Source organism: Phaeobacter sp. SYSU ZJ3003, assembly GCF_041300735.1.
In the GTDB taxonomy this organism is placed as follows: Bacteria; Pseudomonadota; Alphaproteobacteria; order Rhodobacterales; family Rhodobacteraceae; genus Phycobacter; species Phycobacter gallaeciensis_A.
The window spans coordinates 1-16001 of record NZ_PXNU01000032.1 but is presented as its reverse complement, the minus strand read 5'-3'; the positions used below and the strand labels follow the sequence as shown (position 1 = coordinate 16001).

Annotated in this window: 16 protein-coding genes; 12 read left to right on the top strand and 4 right to left on the bottom strand. The window is 60.5% G+C overall.

The genetic code is table 11. From position 1 onward, the window contains the following. Positions 1–2 precede the first annotated feature (2 nt). Positions 3–728: a DNA repair protein RecO gene (gene recO / locus C6W91_RS12670; RefSeq protein ID WP_274838273.1), complete on the top strand. Its 726-nt coding sequence runs from the start codon at positions 3–5 to the stop codon at positions 726–728. On the opposite strand, the gene C6W91_RS12665 is transcribed toward recO, so the two are convergent. Together C6W91_RS12665 and C6W91_RS12660 are read right to left on the bottom strand one after the other, a co-directional pair. Then, on the bottom strand, positions 712–1137 hold the full coding sequence (locus C6W91_RS12665; protein ID WP_274839972.1) for an META domain-containing protein: 426 nt from the start codon (positions 1135–1137) through the stop codon (positions 712–714). The genes recO and C6W91_RS12665 overlap by 17 nt on opposite strands. A 275-nt stretch (positions 1138–1412) precedes the next feature. Beyond that, complete coding sequence (locus C6W91_RS12660; protein WP_065271517.1) at positions 1413–3098, bottom strand: acyl-CoA dehydrogenase family protein; 1686 nt, start codon at positions 3096–3098, stop codon at positions 1413–1415. A gap of 144 nt (positions 3099–3242) precedes the next feature. Here C6W91_RS12660 and C6W91_RS12655 point away from each other — a divergent pair, with 144 nt between their 5' ends. The 3 genes from C6W91_RS12655 to dgt all read left to right on the top strand — a co-directional run bounded on the left by C6W91_RS12655 (position 3243) and on the right by dgt (position 6404). Continuing rightward, positions 3243–4010, top strand: a complete 768-nt coding sequence (locus C6W91_RS12655) for a sulfite exporter TauE/SafE family protein (protein ID WP_274839971.1) — start codon at positions 3243–3245, stop codon at positions 4008–4010. Positions 4011–4073: 63 nt separating this feature from the next. Continuing rightward, positions 4074–4973, top strand: a complete 900-nt coding sequence (locus C6W91_RS12650) for a cation diffusion facilitator family transporter (RefSeq protein WP_065271515.1) — start codon at positions 4074–4076, stop codon at positions 4971–4973. A gap of 75 nt (positions 4974–5048) precedes the next feature. After that, complete coding sequence (gene dgt / locus C6W91_RS12645; protein WP_370570918.1) at positions 5049–6404, top strand: dGTP triphosphohydrolase; 1356 nt, start codon at positions 5049–5051, stop codon at positions 6402–6404. A 74-nt stretch (positions 6405–6478) separates the two neighbouring features. On the opposite strand, the gene C6W91_RS12640 is transcribed toward dgt, so the two are convergent. Next, a complete protein-coding gene (locus tag C6W91_RS12640) occupies positions 6479–8077 on the bottom strand; it encodes a phosphoenolpyruvate carboxykinase (protein WP_370570908.1) in 1599 nt (532 codons plus the stop codon). Between the two features lie 343 nt (positions 8078–8420). On the opposite strand from C6W91_RS12640, the gene C6W91_RS12635 reads away from it, so the two are divergent. From C6W91_RS12635 to C6W91_RS12605, 7 genes are read left to right on the top strand one after another with little or no spacing between them, the layout of a single operon-like run. Next, entirely contained in the window at positions 8421–9128 is a 708-nt protein-coding gene (locus C6W91_RS12635) for a response regulator transcription factor (protein ID WP_065271513.1), read from the top strand. Between the two features lie 32 nt (positions 9129–9160). Beyond that, on the top strand, positions 9161–10876 hold the full coding sequence (locus tag C6W91_RS12630; RefSeq protein ID WP_065271512.1) for a sensor histidine kinase: 1716 nt from the start codon (positions 9161–9163) through the stop codon (positions 10874–10876). Between the two features lie 21 nt (positions 10877–10897). Continuing rightward, a complete protein-coding gene (locus C6W91_RS12625; protein ID WP_082996037.1) occupies positions 10898–11335 on the top strand; it encodes an HPr kinase/phosphorylase in 438 nt (145 codons plus the stop codon). Then, on the top strand, positions 11328–12194 hold the full coding sequence (rapZ, locus tag C6W91_RS12620) for an RNase adapter RapZ (RefSeq protein ID WP_065271511.1): 867 nt from the start codon (positions 11328–11330) through the stop codon (positions 12192–12194). The genes C6W91_RS12625 and rapZ overlap by 8 nt, the downstream gene beginning before the upstream one ends. A 21-nt stretch (positions 12195–12215) precedes the next feature. Beyond that, entirely contained in the window at positions 12216–12614 is a 399-nt protein-coding gene (locus tag C6W91_RS12615; protein WP_065271510.1) for a PTS sugar transporter subunit IIA, read from the top strand. A 9-nt stretch (positions 12615–12623) separates the two neighbouring features. Then, positions 12624–12893 (top strand): HPr family phosphocarrier protein, encoded by a 270-nt coding sequence (locus tag C6W91_RS12610; RefSeq protein WP_065271509.1) that lies wholly within the window; start codon positions 12624–12626, stop codon positions 12891–12893. Between the two features lie 36 nt (positions 12894–12929). Further along, on the top strand, positions 12930–13832 hold the full coding sequence (locus tag C6W91_RS12605; RefSeq protein ID WP_065273589.1) for a lysophospholipid acyltransferase family protein: 903 nt from the start codon (positions 12930–12932) through the stop codon (positions 13830–13832). A 99-nt stretch (positions 13833–13931) separates the two neighbouring features. Here C6W91_RS12605 and C6W91_RS12600 read toward each other — a convergent pair whose 3' ends face one another. Beyond that, on the bottom strand, positions 13932–14807 hold the full coding sequence (locus C6W91_RS12600; protein ID WP_274839969.1) for a 3-hydroxybutyryl-CoA dehydrogenase: 876 nt from the start codon (positions 14805–14807) through the stop codon (positions 13932–13934). Between the two features lie 155 nt (positions 14808–14962). Here C6W91_RS12600 and C6W91_RS12595 point away from each other — a divergent pair, with 155 nt between their 5' ends. Then, positions 14963–15799: a DUF6473 family protein gene (locus tag C6W91_RS12595; protein ID WP_274839968.1), complete on the top strand. Its 837-nt coding sequence runs from the start codon at positions 14963–14965 to the stop codon at positions 15797–15799. The last annotated feature ends 202 nt before the right edge of the window (positions 15800–16001 follow it).

Sequence of the window (16001 nt, the reverse complement as noted above, 5' to 3'; positions counted from 1 at the left end):
CGATGGACTGGCGTGACCACGGTATATTGCTGACCGTGCGCCGCCATGGTGAGAGCGCTGCCATCATCGATGTCTTTACCGAAGGGCACGGGCGCCATGCCGGGGTCGTGCGTGGTGGCGCCGGGCGGCGGATGGCGCCGATCCTGCAACCGGGGGCGCAGCTCGATCTGACGTGGCGTGCGCGCCTCGAAGAGCATCTGGGCAGCTATCAGGCGGAGCCCCTGCGCAGCCGGGCGGCGGCGGCCCTTTCCGGGCGTTTGGCGCTTGCGGGCCTCAATGCGGTGACAGCGCTTTTGTCCTTTTGCCTGCCGGAACGCGAAGCCTACCCGGCGCTATACGCGCGCACGGAACAACTCTTGGACCTTCTGGAGCAAGAAGACCTCTGGCCGCTGGCCTATCTGCATTGGGAGGTGGCGCTACTGGAGGAGATGGGCTTTGGCCTGGATCTGACGGCCTGCGCTGTCACCGGGGCAGAGGAGGGGCTGGTCTATGTCTCCCCCAAAACCGGGCGCGCGGTGTCGGCGGCGGGGGCAGGGGACTGGGCAGACCGTTTGTTGCCGCTGCCACCGGTGCTTTTGGGGCAGGGGGCGGCAGAGGATCCCGAGATCGCGATTGCCCTGCGCACCACTGGTTATTTCCTCGAAAGCCATCTGGCCCGCGCTTTGGGCAACCGCCCGCTGCCCGAGGCGCGCGGGCGGCTGGTGGATCTGATCAGCCGTCGGCCTTGAACAGCATCTCGCGCCCCGACCCATTGCGTAGGATCAGCACGTCGCCGGTGACTTCGGCCTCGCCCATGGTTTGCAGCGCCTCCAGGAAACGGGTTTCTTCCAGCAATTCGGGGCAGACCTTGCGGGTCGATGAAAGGCCCGTGGTATCAAACCAGGGGTAGGGCGCGGTGGCTTCGGCGCGATAGGCGTTGCAGGGCGCCTGCCCCGCGATCTTGCCGGGGGCGGGGAATTCCAGCGTCGCGGAGGCGCTGAAGGGCGCGCCATCAATCTGGCTCAGCCGCCATGTCTTGCCTGCCGCGCCATAGGCCGACAGGGTTTCGTCCCCGGCGCAGGCGGTCAGAGCGACTAATAGGACCGGTGCCAGACGGGCGGGCCACGAAATCATTTTTGTGAAATGGGAAACGGGCATAGGGCAGCCTTCTTCGTATTCAATCAGAGCAGCAATCCGCGGTCAATTTTTGCGGGTCTTCAACCGACGGGGGATTAGGTTCGTCGCGTGGTAGGACAGATTGCCGTGGGACACCAGCGCCGACCGGTAACCAAGTGGTTCACTTCATGGGAGCCATGCGGCGGTGATCCAAAGGAACACCGTCTGCCGGGAGCCGTTACCTCAATAAAAAAGAGGCCCGGCACAAGGCCGGGCCAGTCGGGGATGTCCCCGGGGAGTGATAGGTGTGAAGGGGGTCAGGCCAGCAGTCGGCGGGCGATGACCTGCGCCTGAATTTCGGCGGCCCCTTCGAAGATGTTCAGGATCCGGGCGTCGCACAGCACGCGGGAGATCTTGTACTCCAGCGCAAAGCCGTTGCCGCCGTGGATCTGCAGACCGTTGTCGGCCGCCGCCCAGGCAACACGGGCGCCCAGCAGTTTGGCCATGCCGGCCTCAAGGTCGCAGCGGTGGCCGTTGTCCTTTTCCCAAGCCGAGAAATAGGTCAGCTGGCGTGCGACCATGATCTCAACCGCCATCATCGCCAGTTTCGACGACACCCGTGGGAAGTTGATCAGGGATTTGCCGAACTGCTTGCGGTCCTGCGCGTATTGCATGGCGATATCCAGTGCCGATTGTGCCACGCCGATGGCGCGGGCTGCGGTCTGGATACGGGCGCTTTCAAAGGTCTCCATCAGCTGTTTGAAGCCTTTGCCCTCTTCGCCGCCCAGAAGGTTCTCACCCTTGACCTTGAACCCGTCAAAGCCAAGCTCGTATTCCTTCATGCCACGATAGCCCAGAACCTCGATTTCACCGCCGGTCATGCCTTCGGTCGGGAAGGGGTTCTCATCAGTGCCGGGCGTTTTTTCCGCCAGGAACATCGACAAACCGCGGTGATCGGTGGTGTCGGGGTTGGTGCGTGCCAGCAGGGTCATCACATGGGTCCGGGCCGCATGGGTGATCCAGGTCTTGTTGCCGGTAACCTCGTAATCGCCATCGGCGTTCTTCACCGCTCGGGTGCGCAGCGAGCCAAGGTCCGACCCGGTGTTCGGCTCGGTAAAGACGGCCGTGGGCAGGATTTCGGCGCTGGCGATCTTGGGCAGCCAGTTCGCTTTCTGCTCATCCGTGCCGCCGGCGATGATCAGCTCGGCCGCGATTTCAGAGCGGGTGCCAAGGCTGCCGACGCCGATATAACCGCGCGACAGTTCTTCGGAGACCACGCACATCGACGCCTTGGACAGTCCGAAGCCACCAAATTCCTCAGGGATGGTCAGGCCAAAGACGCCCATCTCGGCCAACTCGTTGATAATCTCGATCGGGATCAGCTCATCCTTGAGGTGCCATTCGTGAGCAAAGGGCTCGACCTTTTCCAGCGCGTAGCGACGGAACTGGTCGCGGATCATCTCCAGTTCTTCATCAAGGCCCGAGGCGCCGAACATGACAGACCCAGCCTGCTCCTGCATCAGTTCGACCAGACGGGTGCGGGCGGCAGCGGAGTTGCCAGCCTGGCACAGGGTGGTGATTTCTGCGCTGTCCAGCAGGCTTTGGGCCGAGGCGTCCAGTCCCAGATCGTTCAGGCGGATGATCTCACCCTGGTTCATCTGGATGCCGCCGCGCATCTGCGCCAGGTATTCGCCAAAGGCGATCTGGTGGATCAGCTGCTCCATTTCGTTGAACTTGCCCTCGGATTGCATCCGCTCGGCCCAGTTCTGCATCTGGCGCAGGCTGTAGACATAGGTGGCAAGCCAGGACAGCCCGTGGGCCGCAGTCTGGTGCTGCTCTACCAGTGCGCCGGAAACGCGGCCATCGGCTGTGACCAGATCGCGGACCGCGCCGCGGGCAGTCTCCAGCAGTTGGTCAAGCGGGCCAAGCGTCGCTGCGGTCAGCGTCAAAAGGTCGGGGAGTACAATCTGCTTCATTTGCAAGTCCTGTCCGTCGTGGGCCATGAGTCACATCCTTCTTCGGTCGCTTGGTGGTAAACATTTCGCAGGTGCAGCGCAATAAAAATACGCCGCGATGCGGCATATCGACCAAAAGTTTCGTGTTTATTTTGCTGCTGCAGCGGTCTGGACCTATCGCTATGAAGAGGCATGACAAGTCTTTTTTCCGCTTTCACACCGTCTGAACTGTCGGCGGCCTTTGCTGTTGCGCTGGTCGCGGGCACGGTCAAAGGGATGGTTGGTTTTGCCATGCCGATGATTCTCGTCTCTGGTCTCAGCATGTTCATGCCGCCGGAAATCGCCTTGGCGGGGCTGATCCTGCCGACGGTTGTGACCAACGGAATGCAGGCCTTTCGGCACGGCTTTGCCGCAGCGGTTCAGTCCTTGAAACGCTTCCGGCTGTTCCTTCTGGTGGGGCTGGTGTTTCTTCTGACCAGTGCCCAGCTGGTGCGGGTTCTGCCGCAGCAGGTGATGCTGCTGATCATCGGCGTGCCGGTGTCCCTGTTCGCCCTGACACAGCTGATGGGCAAGCAGCTGACACTCGCTAGGCCCACGCCCCGGTCCGAAGTGCTGGTGGGCGGCTTTGCCGGGCTGATCGGCGGCATGTCGGGCATCTGGGGGCCGCCGACGGTGGCCTATCTGACCGCCCTTGGCACGGAAAAGAACGAGCAAATCCGTGTGCAGGGTGTGATCTACGGCATGGGGGCGGTCGCCCTGTTGGCGGGGCACATCGGCTCGGGTGTCATGCGGGCTGAAACCGCGCCGTTTTCGGTGGCACTGATCCTGCCTGCGGTGATGGGCATGTGGATCGGCGGACGTCTGCATGATCGTATCGATCAGGTTGCCTTCCGCCGTCTGACGCTGTTCGTCCTGCTGGTTGCGGGGTTGAATTTGCTCCGCCGCGCGCTGATGCTGTGATCAGTATCCGTTGATTAGACAGATCCGGGCCTGAAGACTACGAGCAGGGGCAGGAAGACCGACATGGGCAACCGTCTGAATGCAAGCCAGCTTGCGCTTGGATCCATCGCGATCTCCTTGATTGTTCTGGCGCTCAAGCTTGTCGCCTGGTGGGTCACCGGGTCCATTGCGCTATTTTCCGATGCTCTTGAGTCCCTGGTGAATGTGGGCGGGGCATTCCTGGCGTGGCTCGCGGTGCGCTATGCAAGCCGTCCTGCGGATGCGGGCCACCCGTTCGGGCACCACAAGGCGGAATATTTTTCGGCCGTTGCCGAAGGCATCATGATCATCATCGCTGCCTTCCTGATCCTTGAGCAGTCGATCTATGCATTAATGCGGCCTATCGCGCCAGCCGATTGGGGAATGGCAGGTCTTTGGATCAACGCTGTCGCGATGGTGGCCAACCTGCTCTGGGCGCGCCTGCTGATCGGGCGGGGCGGGGCGTTGCGGTCTCCGGCTCTGGTGGCGGGCGGGCGTCACCTGATGAGTGATGTCTGGACGTCGGTTGGGGTTCTGTTCGGCCTTGGTCTGGCACTGTGGACAGGGTGGAGCTGGCTGGATCCGGCGCTGGCGCTGATCGTGGCGGTTAACATCCTGCGCGAGGGCTATGGAGTGGTGGCGTCCTCGGTCAACGGCTTGATGGATTCGGCTGCTCCGCCGGACGAGCGGGAGGAGATCGAGGAAATCATCCACCGCTCTGCAGAAGGTGCCCTGCAGGTGCACGGGCTAAAGACGCGCCGGGCGGGCACAGCTTTGTTCGTGGAATTTCATATGGTGGTTGCGGGCATGATGACGGTGCGTGCGGCCCATGACATCTGTGACCGGGTAGAGGACGCGATCCGGGCCGAGTTGCCAGAGGCAAAGGTGAACATCCACGTGGAGCCCGAGCACAAGCTGGAGAAGACGGGTATCTCTCCGCGCTGAGGTGATTGCATTTCCGCACCAGTTTCCGTTTAACCCATGCCAAAGAGGCACAGGGCAGGAGCGCAGCACATGGCGATGGAATGGGACAGGTTGTTGAACCCGGGGCGTTTGTGCCGACCCGATTTTGAGGAAAAGCCGGGCCGCCCCGCCTATTTGCAGGATTACGACCGGATCCTGTTTTCCGAACCGTTTCGCCGTCTTGCGCAAAAGACGCAGGTGCATCCGCTGCATTCCCATGACCACGTGCATCACCGGATGATCCACAGCATGGAAACCTCCAGCGTGGGGCGCTCCCTTGGCATTCAGGTGGGGCAGAAACTGGTTGAACGCGGCAGTCTGGCCGAAGGGCAGCAGCATGTGATGGCAGGCGTGGTGCAGGCGGCCTGTTTGGTGCATGACATCGGCAATCCGCCCTTTGGTCATTCCGGCGAGGACAGTATCGGCGAATGGTTTGCGCGCGAGTTTGCCAGCGGTACCGGCCTTGCCGCTGCTGTGCCTGTCGAGGTGCGTCCCGAATTCGAGGCCTTTGAAGGCAACGCGCAAGGCTTTCGCATCGTTGCTCGGCTGGAGATGGGCCAGCGCGAAGGCGGTATGCGCCTGTCCTATGCGACCCTTGGGGCCTTTTCCAAATACCCTTGCACGGCAGAGGCCAAGGCGCTGTCCTCGGGGAACTACGTGGGCCTTAAGAAATTCGGCGTCTTCCAGTCTGAACGCAATCTATTCGCCGAGGCTGCAACGGCGCTGGGCCTGCCCTCGGACGGCACGGGAGCGGCGCAGGTCTGGCGGCGCCATCCGCTTGCCTTCCTCGTCGAGGCGGCGGATGACATCTGCTATCGCATTCTGGATATCGAGGATGCCGCCACGGTGGGCGATCTGGACAGCGATCTGGTGGCGGGCATTCTGGAAGATATCACCGGCAAGGCGAACCATCCCGAAGATGCCGCTATGCCCCTGCGGGACCGTGTCGGATTGCTGCGGGCCATGGCCATCGGGGCCGCCATCGAAAGCGCGGTCGAGGCCTTCATGGCCAACTATGATGCCATCATGATGGGGGAGTTCAGCGACGGGCTGATGGAGGTGTCCACCAAGGCGGACGCCTTTGCCAAGCTGAAAGAGATCTCGAACGCCCGCATCTTTACCGCGCGGCGCAAGACCGAGCTGGAGATTTCCGGCCGTCAGGTGCTGCATGGGCTGCTGAATCACTTCAGCGGGCTCTATGAGGATCTGAAGGCCTGCAGCTGGGACGTCGAGGCATTGAAGGCGCGGCATGGCTATTGGGCGAAACTGATCCGGGCCGTCGATCTGGACCTGCGCGGGGTAACGGATGAGTATACCGCGCTGCATTCTTTGGGCGATTTCGTATCGGGCATGACGGATCGCTATGCGGTGAAGGTCCGCGACATGGTCGAAGGACGCATTTCGCAGGGCTGATCAGGATACCGGATCTCTCATGAAACAAAAAACCCGGCCACTGGCCGGGTTTTTCGTTTGATCTGACGAAGAGTTTAGCCGATTGCGGCGGCTTTCACATCTTCGTCGATGTAGGGCAGATACTGTTCGAAGTTGTCTGCGAACATCTGAACCAGTTTGGCGGCCTGCTTGTCGTAGGCGTCCTGATCGTCCCAAGTGCGGCGCGGGTCCAGCAGAACTTCTGCAACGCCGGGCACGGCGACCGGCACGTCAAAGCCGAAGTTGGAGTCCTTGCGGAACTCGACCTCTGCCAGCGAGCCGTCCAGCGCGGCAGTCAGCAGGCCGCGGGTCGCCTTGATCGGCATCCGCGAACCGATGCCATAGGCACCACCGGTCCAGCCGGTGTTCACCAGCCAGCAGGTTGCGCCATGCTGGGCGATCTTGTCACGCAGCAGGTTGCCGTAGACCTCGGGGCGGCGCGGCATGAAGGGCGCGCCAAAGCAGGTGGAGAAGGTCGGCTCCGGCTCGGTCACGCCGCGCTCGGTTCCGGCCACCTTGGAGGTGAAGCCCGACAGGAAGTGATACATCGCCTGCGCCGGGGTCAGCCGCGCGATCGGAGGCAGCACACCGAAGGCATCGCAGGTCAGCATGATGATGTTCTTGGGGTGACCGCCACGCGCGGTGTCAGACGCGTTGGAGATATACTCCAGCGGGTAGGCGCAGCGCATGTTGGCGGTCAGGCTGTCGTCGTCAAAGTCGAGCTCAAAGGTCTCGGGGTCGAAGACCATGTTTTCGATCACGGTGCCGAACTTGGAGGTGGTGGCGTAGATTTCCGGCTCCGCCTCGGGGTTCAGGTTGATGGTCTTGGCATAGCAGCCACCTTCGAAATTGAAGGTGCCGTTGTCGGCCCAGCCATGTTCGTCATCACCGATCAGCACGCGGTCGGGGTCGGCGGACAGGGTGGTCTTGCCGGTGCCGGACAGGCCAAAGAACACGGCGGCGTCGACCGGGTTGCCCTTGGCGTGGTTGGCCGAGCAGTGCATCGGCATGATGCCTTTTTCCGGCAGCAGGTAGTTCAGCAGGGTGAAGACCGATTTCTTGTTCTCGCCCGCGTATTCGGTGCCGCCGATCAGGATCAGCTTCTTGTCGAAGTTCAGCGCGATCACGGTTTCGCTGCGGCAGTTGTGCTTGGCCGGGTCAGCCTGGAAGCTGGGGCAGTTGATGATGGTGAAATCTGCCATGAACTCGTCCAGATCCTCGCGGTCCGGACGGCGCAGCAGGTGGCGGATGAACAGGCTGTGCCAGGCAAGTTCGGTCACCATGCGCACGTTGATCGCGTGGGCGGGGTCCGCACCGCCAACCAGATCCTGCACGAAGTAGTCGCGACCCTTCATGTGCTCCAGCATGTCGGCATAAAGCGCGTCGAAACCTTCGGGGCTCATCTCGGCGTTGTTTTCCCACCAGATGGTGTCTGCAACCGCTCCGGTCTTGACCACGTGCTTGTCCTTGGGGGAGCGACCGGTGAATTTGCCGGTGGTCAGGAGAAAGGCGCCGCCGTTGCCCAGTGTGCCTTCATCCCGTTTCAGCGCCGCTTCGATCAGCGCGGGCTCCATCAGGTTGTAATGGACATTGCCCAGACCCTCGATACCTTGATCTTCGAGGCGGAATTGTGGGTTCACCCGTCCTGATGCCATGTGTTCTTTCTCCTGTGGCGGCTGCTTGAAGCCGCATACATCTAAAGCCGCGCCGTGGGGCAATTCACCGGTAGCGACACCGGTGAGCCGGGTCTTAACATGACGTTTTACACGGTGAACAGGACGCTTTGGCGCAGTTAGCGCCATCAAGTGAACGTTTAGCGCAACCATTTTTTTTGTCGCCAAAAGGAAGCGCTTTCTTCAGTGAGTGCTAAGACATTTTTGCCTTAATTGCGGCCCAAAGGTGCCGTGATTCGCCAATGGGGATTGATTCGCAGCCTGAGAAGGGCGATTAAGGAATGTAAAAAGCGAAAAGCTGAGCAGTGATTTAGGGGCGCATTCAATGTCAAAGATTGCTTTGGTGGACGACGACAGAAACATCCTGACTTCGGTGGCTATGACGCTGGAGGCAGAAGGGTTCGAGGTCGAAACCTACAACGACGGTCAGGCCGCCCTGGATGCTTTTAACAAGAAGCTTCCGGATATGGCCGTGCTGGACATCAAGATGCCGCGCATGGACGGCATGGATCTGCTGCAGCGTCTGCGGCAGAAATCGCAGATGCCGGTGATCTTCCTCACCTCCAAGGACGATGAGATCGACGAAGTTCTCGGTCTGCGCATGGGGGCGGATGACTACGTCAAGAAACCGTTTTCGCAACGCCTGCTGGTCGAACGCATCCGTGCCCTGCTGCGGCGCCAGGAAGCAATCAACGGCGACGCGGTAGAAGGCGCTGCGGTTACAGAGACCAAGGTCATGGAGCGCGGCAACCTACGTATGGACCCGCTGCGTCATGCGGTCAGCTGGAAGGGCAAGGATGTCTCGCTCACCGTGACAGAGTTCCTCCTGCTGCAGGCGCTGGCCCAGCGGCCCGGTTTCGTCAAAAGCCGCGATCAGCTGATGGATGTGGCCTATGACGATCAGGTCTATGTGGATGACCGCACCATCGATAGCCACATCAAACGCCTGCGCAAAAAGATGCGCAGCGCGGATTCCGACTTTGCGGCGATCGAGACGCTGTATGGGATCGGTTACCGCTACAACGAAGAGTAAGAGTCAGATCCGGTTTGGGGAGGCAGGGGGATATGCGCGATACCGGCAGCACACCGCCACCATCCGGTGAGGATGTGGTTCTGGGCGACGATTGGGTCGCTCCAGAGCAAACGGTGACGGAAGAGATGCAGGTGCGCCGGGCCAGCCGCGGGGTATTTTCGCTCAAAGGCTCGCCTTTGACACGGAAAATCATCACCTTCAACCTGATCGCACTGATCATCCTTGTCGCTGGGATTCTCTACCTTAACTCCTCGCGGCAGAGCCTGGTTCGCCAAAAGGCGGGCGCGCTAGTGTCCGAAGCAACCCTGATCGCAAATGTGTTCGAAGCTGAATTGCCTGCGGTGGGCGGCGTCAGCTTTGCCACCGGTGACGGCATCGATGCCGAGGGCACCCTGTCCGGCATCAGCCTGCGGGGCGGGGTCGAAGCCATGGTATTCGATGCTAGTGGCACCCTGATCGCCAGCGTCACAGGCGTTGCGCGCTCGGATGCGTTGAATGCTCTGAATGAAAATCAAAAGGGTAAAACTCTGATCTCCGACGGGCTGTCGGCGCTGTGGTCGGCGGCGGGCAGTGTGTTCAAATCCGGGGAAAACACCGCCGATGCGGGGCTTACGCTCGAGGCGCAATTGGGCCGGTTGGCGGAGCACACCCTTGGCGCCGGAGCAACAGTTGATACTGCCGTAGATACCAGGGGGGGTACGGTCTTCTCGGCGGCAGCCCCGATTCTTCACAACGGACAGGTCATCGGAGTGGTGGCCCTGGCCTCTCCCATCGGAGAAATCGACGCGCTGGTGCGTGGTGAGCGCGAGCGCGTGTTGCAGATGTTCGTCGTGGCGCTGCTGGTTTCCGTCGGGCTCAGCCTGGTTCTTGCCTCGACCATAGCCAATCCTCTTGCCGATCTGGCAGAGGCTGCGGAAAGCGGGCGCGACCGTGATGCCCGAAAAAGTCACCCCGGCCGGGTACGTATCCCGGACCTCTCTGCACGGCCTGACGAGATTGGTCGTCTCAGCCGGGCGCTGCGCGGAATGGTAAAAGCGCTCTACAGTCGCATCGATAGTAACGAACAATTTGCAGCTGATGTGGCACATGAGATCAAGAATCCCTTGGCGAGTCTGCAATCTGCAGTCGGGACCTTGCGGATGGTAAAGCGCGAAGACCAACGGGAGAAGCTTATGGAAGTGATCGAACACGACGTGCGCCGCCTTGACCGGCTGGTGAGCGATATCTCGAATGCTTCCCGACTGGATGCCGAACTGGTCAAGGAAGAAGAAGAAGAATTCGACCTCCTGACCATGCTGGGCAATCTCAACCAGTTCCTTGGCGAAGATGCCCGCTCCAAGGGGATCGACTATATCGCCGACTTGCCGCCGCAACCGATCATGCTTCAGGGACTTGAGGCGCGTCTGGCGCAGGTGTTCGTCAACCTGATCACCAATGCGATTTCCTTTTGCGAAGATGGCGATGCGATCCGTGTCTGGGCGCGACGCCGGGCCAATCGGGTGCTGATTGTGGTCGAGGACACCGGCCCGGGCATTCCCGAACAGGCGCTATCGAACATTTTTAAACGCTTCTACTCACAGCGCCCGGAAGAGCATTTTGGCAATAACTCTGGCCTTGGACTGGCGATTTCAAAGCAGATCGTCGAAGCGCATGGCGGTGTGATCTGGGCCGAGAATATCCGGCCGACCGAAGCCGACATCACCTCTGAACCGCTGGGTGCGCGGTTTGTGGTCGGCCTGCCGGTGTGATCCTCTTGTGATGGTCCTGTGATGGTGCAGGACCTTAGCCATTGTATACATGCCTCCTGTGTAGCGCTTGACGGGCGTGGCCTCCTGATCCGGGGGGCTTCCGGCAGTGGGAAATCGGCGCTGGCCCTGCATTTGATGGCCTATGGAGCGCAGCTGGTCGCGGACGACCGGGTTTTGCTCACGCTTCATGATGGATCCGTCGTGGCGCGGCCACCCAAGGCAACCGCAGGCCTGATCGAAGCGCGCGGTCTGGGCATCCTGCACGCGGAAAACACCGCTCAGGCGGCTGTCTGTGCCATTGTGGACTTGGACCGGCTTGCAGACGGGCGGCTTCCGGCCCAGTCTGCCGAAACGATTCTGGGGCTGGATCTTCCCGTGATACACCGCGTGGAGGCAACGCATTTCGCTCCGGCCCTGTTGCAGTATCTGAAATGTGGAGCCCTGAACCCTGATGCCTGACGTCGATCCCGATGCACAGCCGATCGTTCTGGTCACCGGTCCGTCCGGCGCCGGGCGCACCACGGCGATCAATGTGCTGGAGGATCTGGGGTTCGAGGCGATTGACAACCTGCCGCTGCGGCTGCTGCCGATCCTGATCGAAGCGGCAGGGGTGAGCGCGCCAATGGCGTTGGGGCTGGACAGCCGCAACCGGGATTTCGCCCCGGGTGCCCTTCTCGACATGATTGAAATGCTGGCGGCGCGGCAGGACGCGGAGCTGACGGTTCTTTATCTGGATGCCCGTCCCGATGTTCTGTTGCGGCGTTATTCGGAAACACGGCGCAGGCACCCACTGGCCCCGGCAGAAACGCCCGAGGTTGGCGTGGCGCGGGAGCAGGACCTGATGGCGCCAATTCGAGAACGCGCGGATATGCTGCTCGACACCTCCGAAATGAATGTGCACCAGCTGAAGGCCGAGATTGAACATTGGTTCGCGCCGGATGGGCGGTCGCTGGCCCTGTCCGTACAAAGTTTTTCCTACAAACGCGGTGTGCCGCGCAGCGTCGATCTGGTCTTTGATTGCCGGTTCCTGGCAAACCCCTATTGGGAAGAGGCACTGCGGTCGCTGAATGGCCGCGACGCTGCGGTTCAGGACTATGTGAAACAGGACCCGCTGTATGACGGGTTCATGGCGCGGGTGGTGGATATGGTCCGGTTTTTGTTGCCCGCCTTTCGCAGCGAAGGGAAATCGCATCTCTCCATCGCCTTTGGCTGTACCGGTGGGCAACATCGTTCGGTGACCCTGGCAGAAACCCTGGCTAAGACCCTTGCGGAAGACGGGCAGCAGGTGTCAATTAGACATCGCGAGCTGCAGCGCTAACAGCGGAACGGAGAGGCCGGGTTGATCGGGATTGTTATTGTCGCGCATGGGGGGCTGGCCAGAGAGTATCTGGCCGCCGTTGAGCATGTGGTTGGCGAGCAGCCGAACCTGCGTGCGATTACCATTGCGCCTGACGATGACCGTGACGACAAACAGCGCGAAATCTGTATTGCGGCCGACGATGTGGACACCGGCGATGGCGTTGTGATCGTTACAGACCTGTTTGGTGGCTCTCCGTCCAATCTCAGCCTACGGGCCTGTGCGCCCACGGATCGGCGCATCCTTTACGGCGCCAATCTTCCGATGCTGATCAAGCTGGCAAAATCCCGCCACCTGCCGGTTGCCGATGCCGTGCGCCAGGCGATGGAGGCGGGTCGCAAATACATCAACTCGCAGAACATTAACCCCGCAGGGGAGTAAGACACTTCAATGGCAGTTAAAACGCTGAAGATCATAAATGAAAAAGGCCTGCATGCGCGTGCCTCCGCAAAGCTGGTCGAAGTGGTCGAAGGCTTTGATGCCACGGCTGAGGTTTCAAAGGACGGTCTGTCAGCTTCCGGCGACAGTATCATGGGGCTTTTGATGTTGGCAGCCTCGAAAGGAACGACTATTGACGTCGATACTTCGGGGCCGGACGCAGAGGCTCTGGCAGAGGCTTTGGAGGCTCTTGTCGCCGACAAATTCGGCGAAGGATACTGAAGGGCACAAGCACCTGTGGAAGACGGGAAGGGCAAAGTGGCGGATACGGCGCATGACCATGACGGCGGCCTGAAGGCAGAGTCGGAGACGGGCGAGGTCTATGACCGGCGCACCCTGACCTATGCCAATTCCTTTGACGACCGCTGGACCTCGCTTGCCATCCGCGCCATCGAATGGTTCACCGGCAAGCTGACCATTCTGCGCATGGTCAAGAAGTTCGAAAAGCAGAACGCCCAGTACCGCGGCCAGAAATTCTGGCGCGGCGCGCTGAACGTGATGGGGATCGATCTGCTTACGCCCGAAGAGCAGATCCGCAACATTCCCGCCGAAGGTCCGGTTGTGATCGTGGCGAACCACCCGCACGGAATGGTCGATGGCATGATCTTTGCTGACCTGATTGGTCGCATCCGGCTTGATTACCGAATTCTGACGCGCTCGGTCCTGACGGGGCTTGATGAGGCGGCGACCTCCTTCATGATCCCGGTGCCGTTCCCCCATGACCCTGAAGCGCAGCGCAAGATGGTGGAAATGCGAGCCAAGACCATGGCCCATCTGAAGGAAGGCGGCGTTGTGGCGTTGTTCCCCTCGGGTGTGGTGATGTCGTCGGACAGCTGGTTTGGCCCTGCTATCGAGCAGGAGTGGAACGTGTTCACCGCGCAGCTGATCCGCCGTTCTGGCGCGCGTGTGGTTCCGATCTTCTTCCCAGGGTCGAATTCGCGCTGGTATCAGATTGCCTGCCGGATCTCTCCGATCCTGCGTCAAGGGCTGCTGCTGCATGAAATCGTGCGCTCCTGCAATAAGCCGCAGGCGCCGGTGGTCGGAGAGCCGCTGACGGATGCGCAGATGGAACGGCTGCACAGCGATCCGCGCGGCTTCATGGCTTGGCTGCGAGAGCATACCCTGTCGCTGGGCAGTAAAACTCCGACTGACGACAAGTAATCCGCTTTCTAAATTGATGGATGCGCTGCAGCTTTTTGATCGCTGCGGGTCAGGCCCCTGGATAGGGCCGTCGCCGCAGCAGTCAGGAAAGCCCGGGGATCAGCGCGTCGGAACCGGCGTTTCCCCGCGATAGTCATAGAACCCGCGCTGTGTCTTGCGGCCCAGCCAGCCAGCCTCGACATATTTGGTCAGCAGCGGGCAGGGGCGGTATTTGGTGTCGGCCAGCCCGTCGTGCAGCACGTTCATGATGGCAAGACAGGTGTCCAGGCCGATGAAGTCTGCCAGTTCCAGCGGCCCCATCGGATGGTTGGCGCCCAGCTTCATCGATTCGTCGATGGATTTCACCGACCCAACCCCTTCATAGAGGGTGTAGACGGCTTCGTTGATCATCGGCATCAGGATCCGGTTGACGATGAAGGCGGGGAAATCTTCGGCGCTGGCGGCGGTCTTGCCCAGACGCTCCACCACGGTCTGACATGCCGTGAAGGTCTCCTCGTCGGTGGCAATACCGCGGATCAATTCGACCAGCTGCATCACTGGTACCGGGTTCATGAAGTGGAAGCCCATGAAACGTTCAGGGCGGTCGGTGCGACTCGCCAGACGGGTGATCGAGATAGACGAGGTGTTCGAGGTGAGAATCGTATGCGGCTGCAGATGCGGTTGCAGATCTTCAAAGATCGCCTGCTTGATGGTTTCACGCTCGGTTGCCGCTTCGATGACCAGATCGGTGGCCCCGATATCGGGCAGAGCCAGCGTCGGAGTGATGCGCGCAAGGGCGGCATTCATGTCCTCTTCGCTGATCTTGCCGCGACTGGCCTGCCGGGCCAGGTTCTTCTGGATCGCACTCATAGCGCCATCCAATGCGGTTTGATTTACATCATTGATAACAACGTTATAACCCGCAACTGCCATGACATGGGCAATGCCGTTGCCCATCTGTCCCGCTCCGATTACGCCGATTTTTTTGACTTCCATGCCGATGGCTCCCTGGCTGCCTGCCGGGTGATCTTATCGGTCGTTTCGGGGGGGGCACAAGGCTGGCGCAGGGGTATTTTAACCAAATTTGAGCTTTAGGAAATTTGCAAGTTTTCAGGCTCAAAGTGAGTATCGGGTGAAAAATTGGTGGGACTATGAGTTACGAACTCCAAAGCGTTTCGACGCTTTCGGGTGGAACATGTTGCTATGCAGGCTCAAGGCTGCAGGTACGTGGACCCGAACGCGACTTGAATGAACCTTATATCGCATTTCTGGGCGGAACAGAGGTGTTTGGTCGCTTTGTGGCTGAGCCGTTTCCCGCCGTCGCAGAATCCCTGCTGGATGTGCCATGCGTCAACCTTGGCGGTGTGAACGCGGGGCTGGACAGTTTCATGAGCGATGACCGCCTGATGAAGGTGGCTAAGGATTCAGATATCGCTGTCTTCCAGCTTCTGGGTGCGCAGAACCTGTCGAACAAATATTACCGGGTACATCCGCGCCGGAATGACCGGTTCCTGCAGGCCCGCCCTGAACTGAAGGCCCTTTATCCGGAAGTGGACTTCACGGAGTTTCATTTCAACAAGCATCTGCTGACCGAGCTCAAAAACGTCTCTGAGGAGCGGTTTGAAACCCTCTGCCTGCATCTGCAATCTGTGTGGGTCAGTCGCATGGGTGATCTCATCACTGCGATGGACGGACGGTTGGTGCTGCTGTGGCTGCGCTATAATCTGGGTGGTGTGGGAATGTTCGGACGTGAACCGGTCCTCGTTGATCAGGCGATGGTCGATTCTCTGAGGCCCTTGGTCAAAGGAGTGGTAGAGCTTCCCGTTGCCACGGCCGGGCTGGCAAATGACGTGATGGGCATGGATATGGGGCCGCTCGACCTGCCGACAGCGCGTCATATGCTGGGGCCGAAAGAACACAACCGGATTGGATGCGCCACGGCTGAGAAGCTGCAGGGTATCCTGGGGCAGCGCAAAGCAGCGGGCTGACCCGCATGTGATAGCTGCCGGTCAGTAGGGTGGCCGACCTGCTGCCTGGTTTTCGAAGTATACAGAACGCAAAAGGCCCGCATCGGATGCGGGCCTTTTTCGATGACATGTGGCTCTGTGTGGCCCGGCGTGTGCCGGGCCGGAGCCAGGGCTTTTAGCCCAGTTTTTCGGTGAGTTCGGGGACGGCCTGGAACAGGTCTGC

Coding starts and splice junctions, on each gene's coding strand:
- recO (WP_274838273.1), top strand. CDS start 3: ATGGACTGGCGTGACCACGGTATATTGCTGACCGTGCGCCGCCATGGT.
- C6W91_RS12665 (WP_274839972.1), bottom strand. CDS start 1,137: ATGCCCGTTTCCCATTTCACAAAAATGATTTCGTGGCCCGCCCGTCTG.
- C6W91_RS12660 (WP_065271517.1), bottom strand. CDS start 3,098: ATGGCCCACGACGGACAGGACTTGCAAATGAAGCAGATTGTACTCCCC.
- C6W91_RS12655 (WP_274839971.1), top strand. CDS start 3,243: ATGACAAGTCTTTTTTCCGCTTTCACACCGTCTGAACTGTCGGCGGCC.
- C6W91_RS12650 (WP_065271515.1), top strand. CDS start 4,074: ATGGGCAACCGTCTGAATGCAAGCCAGCTTGCGCTTGGATCCATCGCG.
- dgt (WP_370570918.1), top strand. CDS start 5,049: ATGGAATGGGACAGGTTGTTGAACCCGGGGCGTTTGTGCCGACCCGAT.
- C6W91_RS12640 (WP_370570908.1), bottom strand. CDS start 8,077: ATGGCATCAGGACGGGTGAACCCACAATTCCGCCTCGAAGATCAAGGT.
- C6W91_RS12635 (WP_065271513.1), top strand. CDS start 8,421: ATGTCAAAGATTGCTTTGGTGGACGACGACAGAAACATCCTGACTTCG.
- C6W91_RS12630 (WP_065271512.1), top strand. CDS start 9,161: ATGCGCGATACCGGCAGCACACCGCCACCATCCGGTGAGGATGTGGTT.
- C6W91_RS12625 (WP_082996037.1), top strand. CDS start 10,898: ATGGTGCAGGACCTTAGCCATTGTATACATGCCTCCTGTGTAGCGCTT.
- rapZ (WP_065271511.1), top strand. CDS start 11,328: ATGCCTGACGTCGATCCCGATGCACAGCCGATCGTTCTGGTCACCGGT.
- C6W91_RS12610 (WP_065271509.1), top strand. CDS start 12,624: ATGGCAGTTAAAACGCTGAAGATCATAAATGAAAAAGGCCTGCATGCG.
- C6W91_RS12600 (WP_274839969.1), bottom strand. CDS start 14,807: ATGGAAGTCAAAAAAATCGGCGTAATCGGAGCGGGACAGATGGGCAAC.
- C6W91_RS12595 (WP_274839968.1), top strand. CDS start 14,963: ATGAGTTACGAACTCCAAAGCGTTTCGACGCTTTCGGGTGGAACATGT.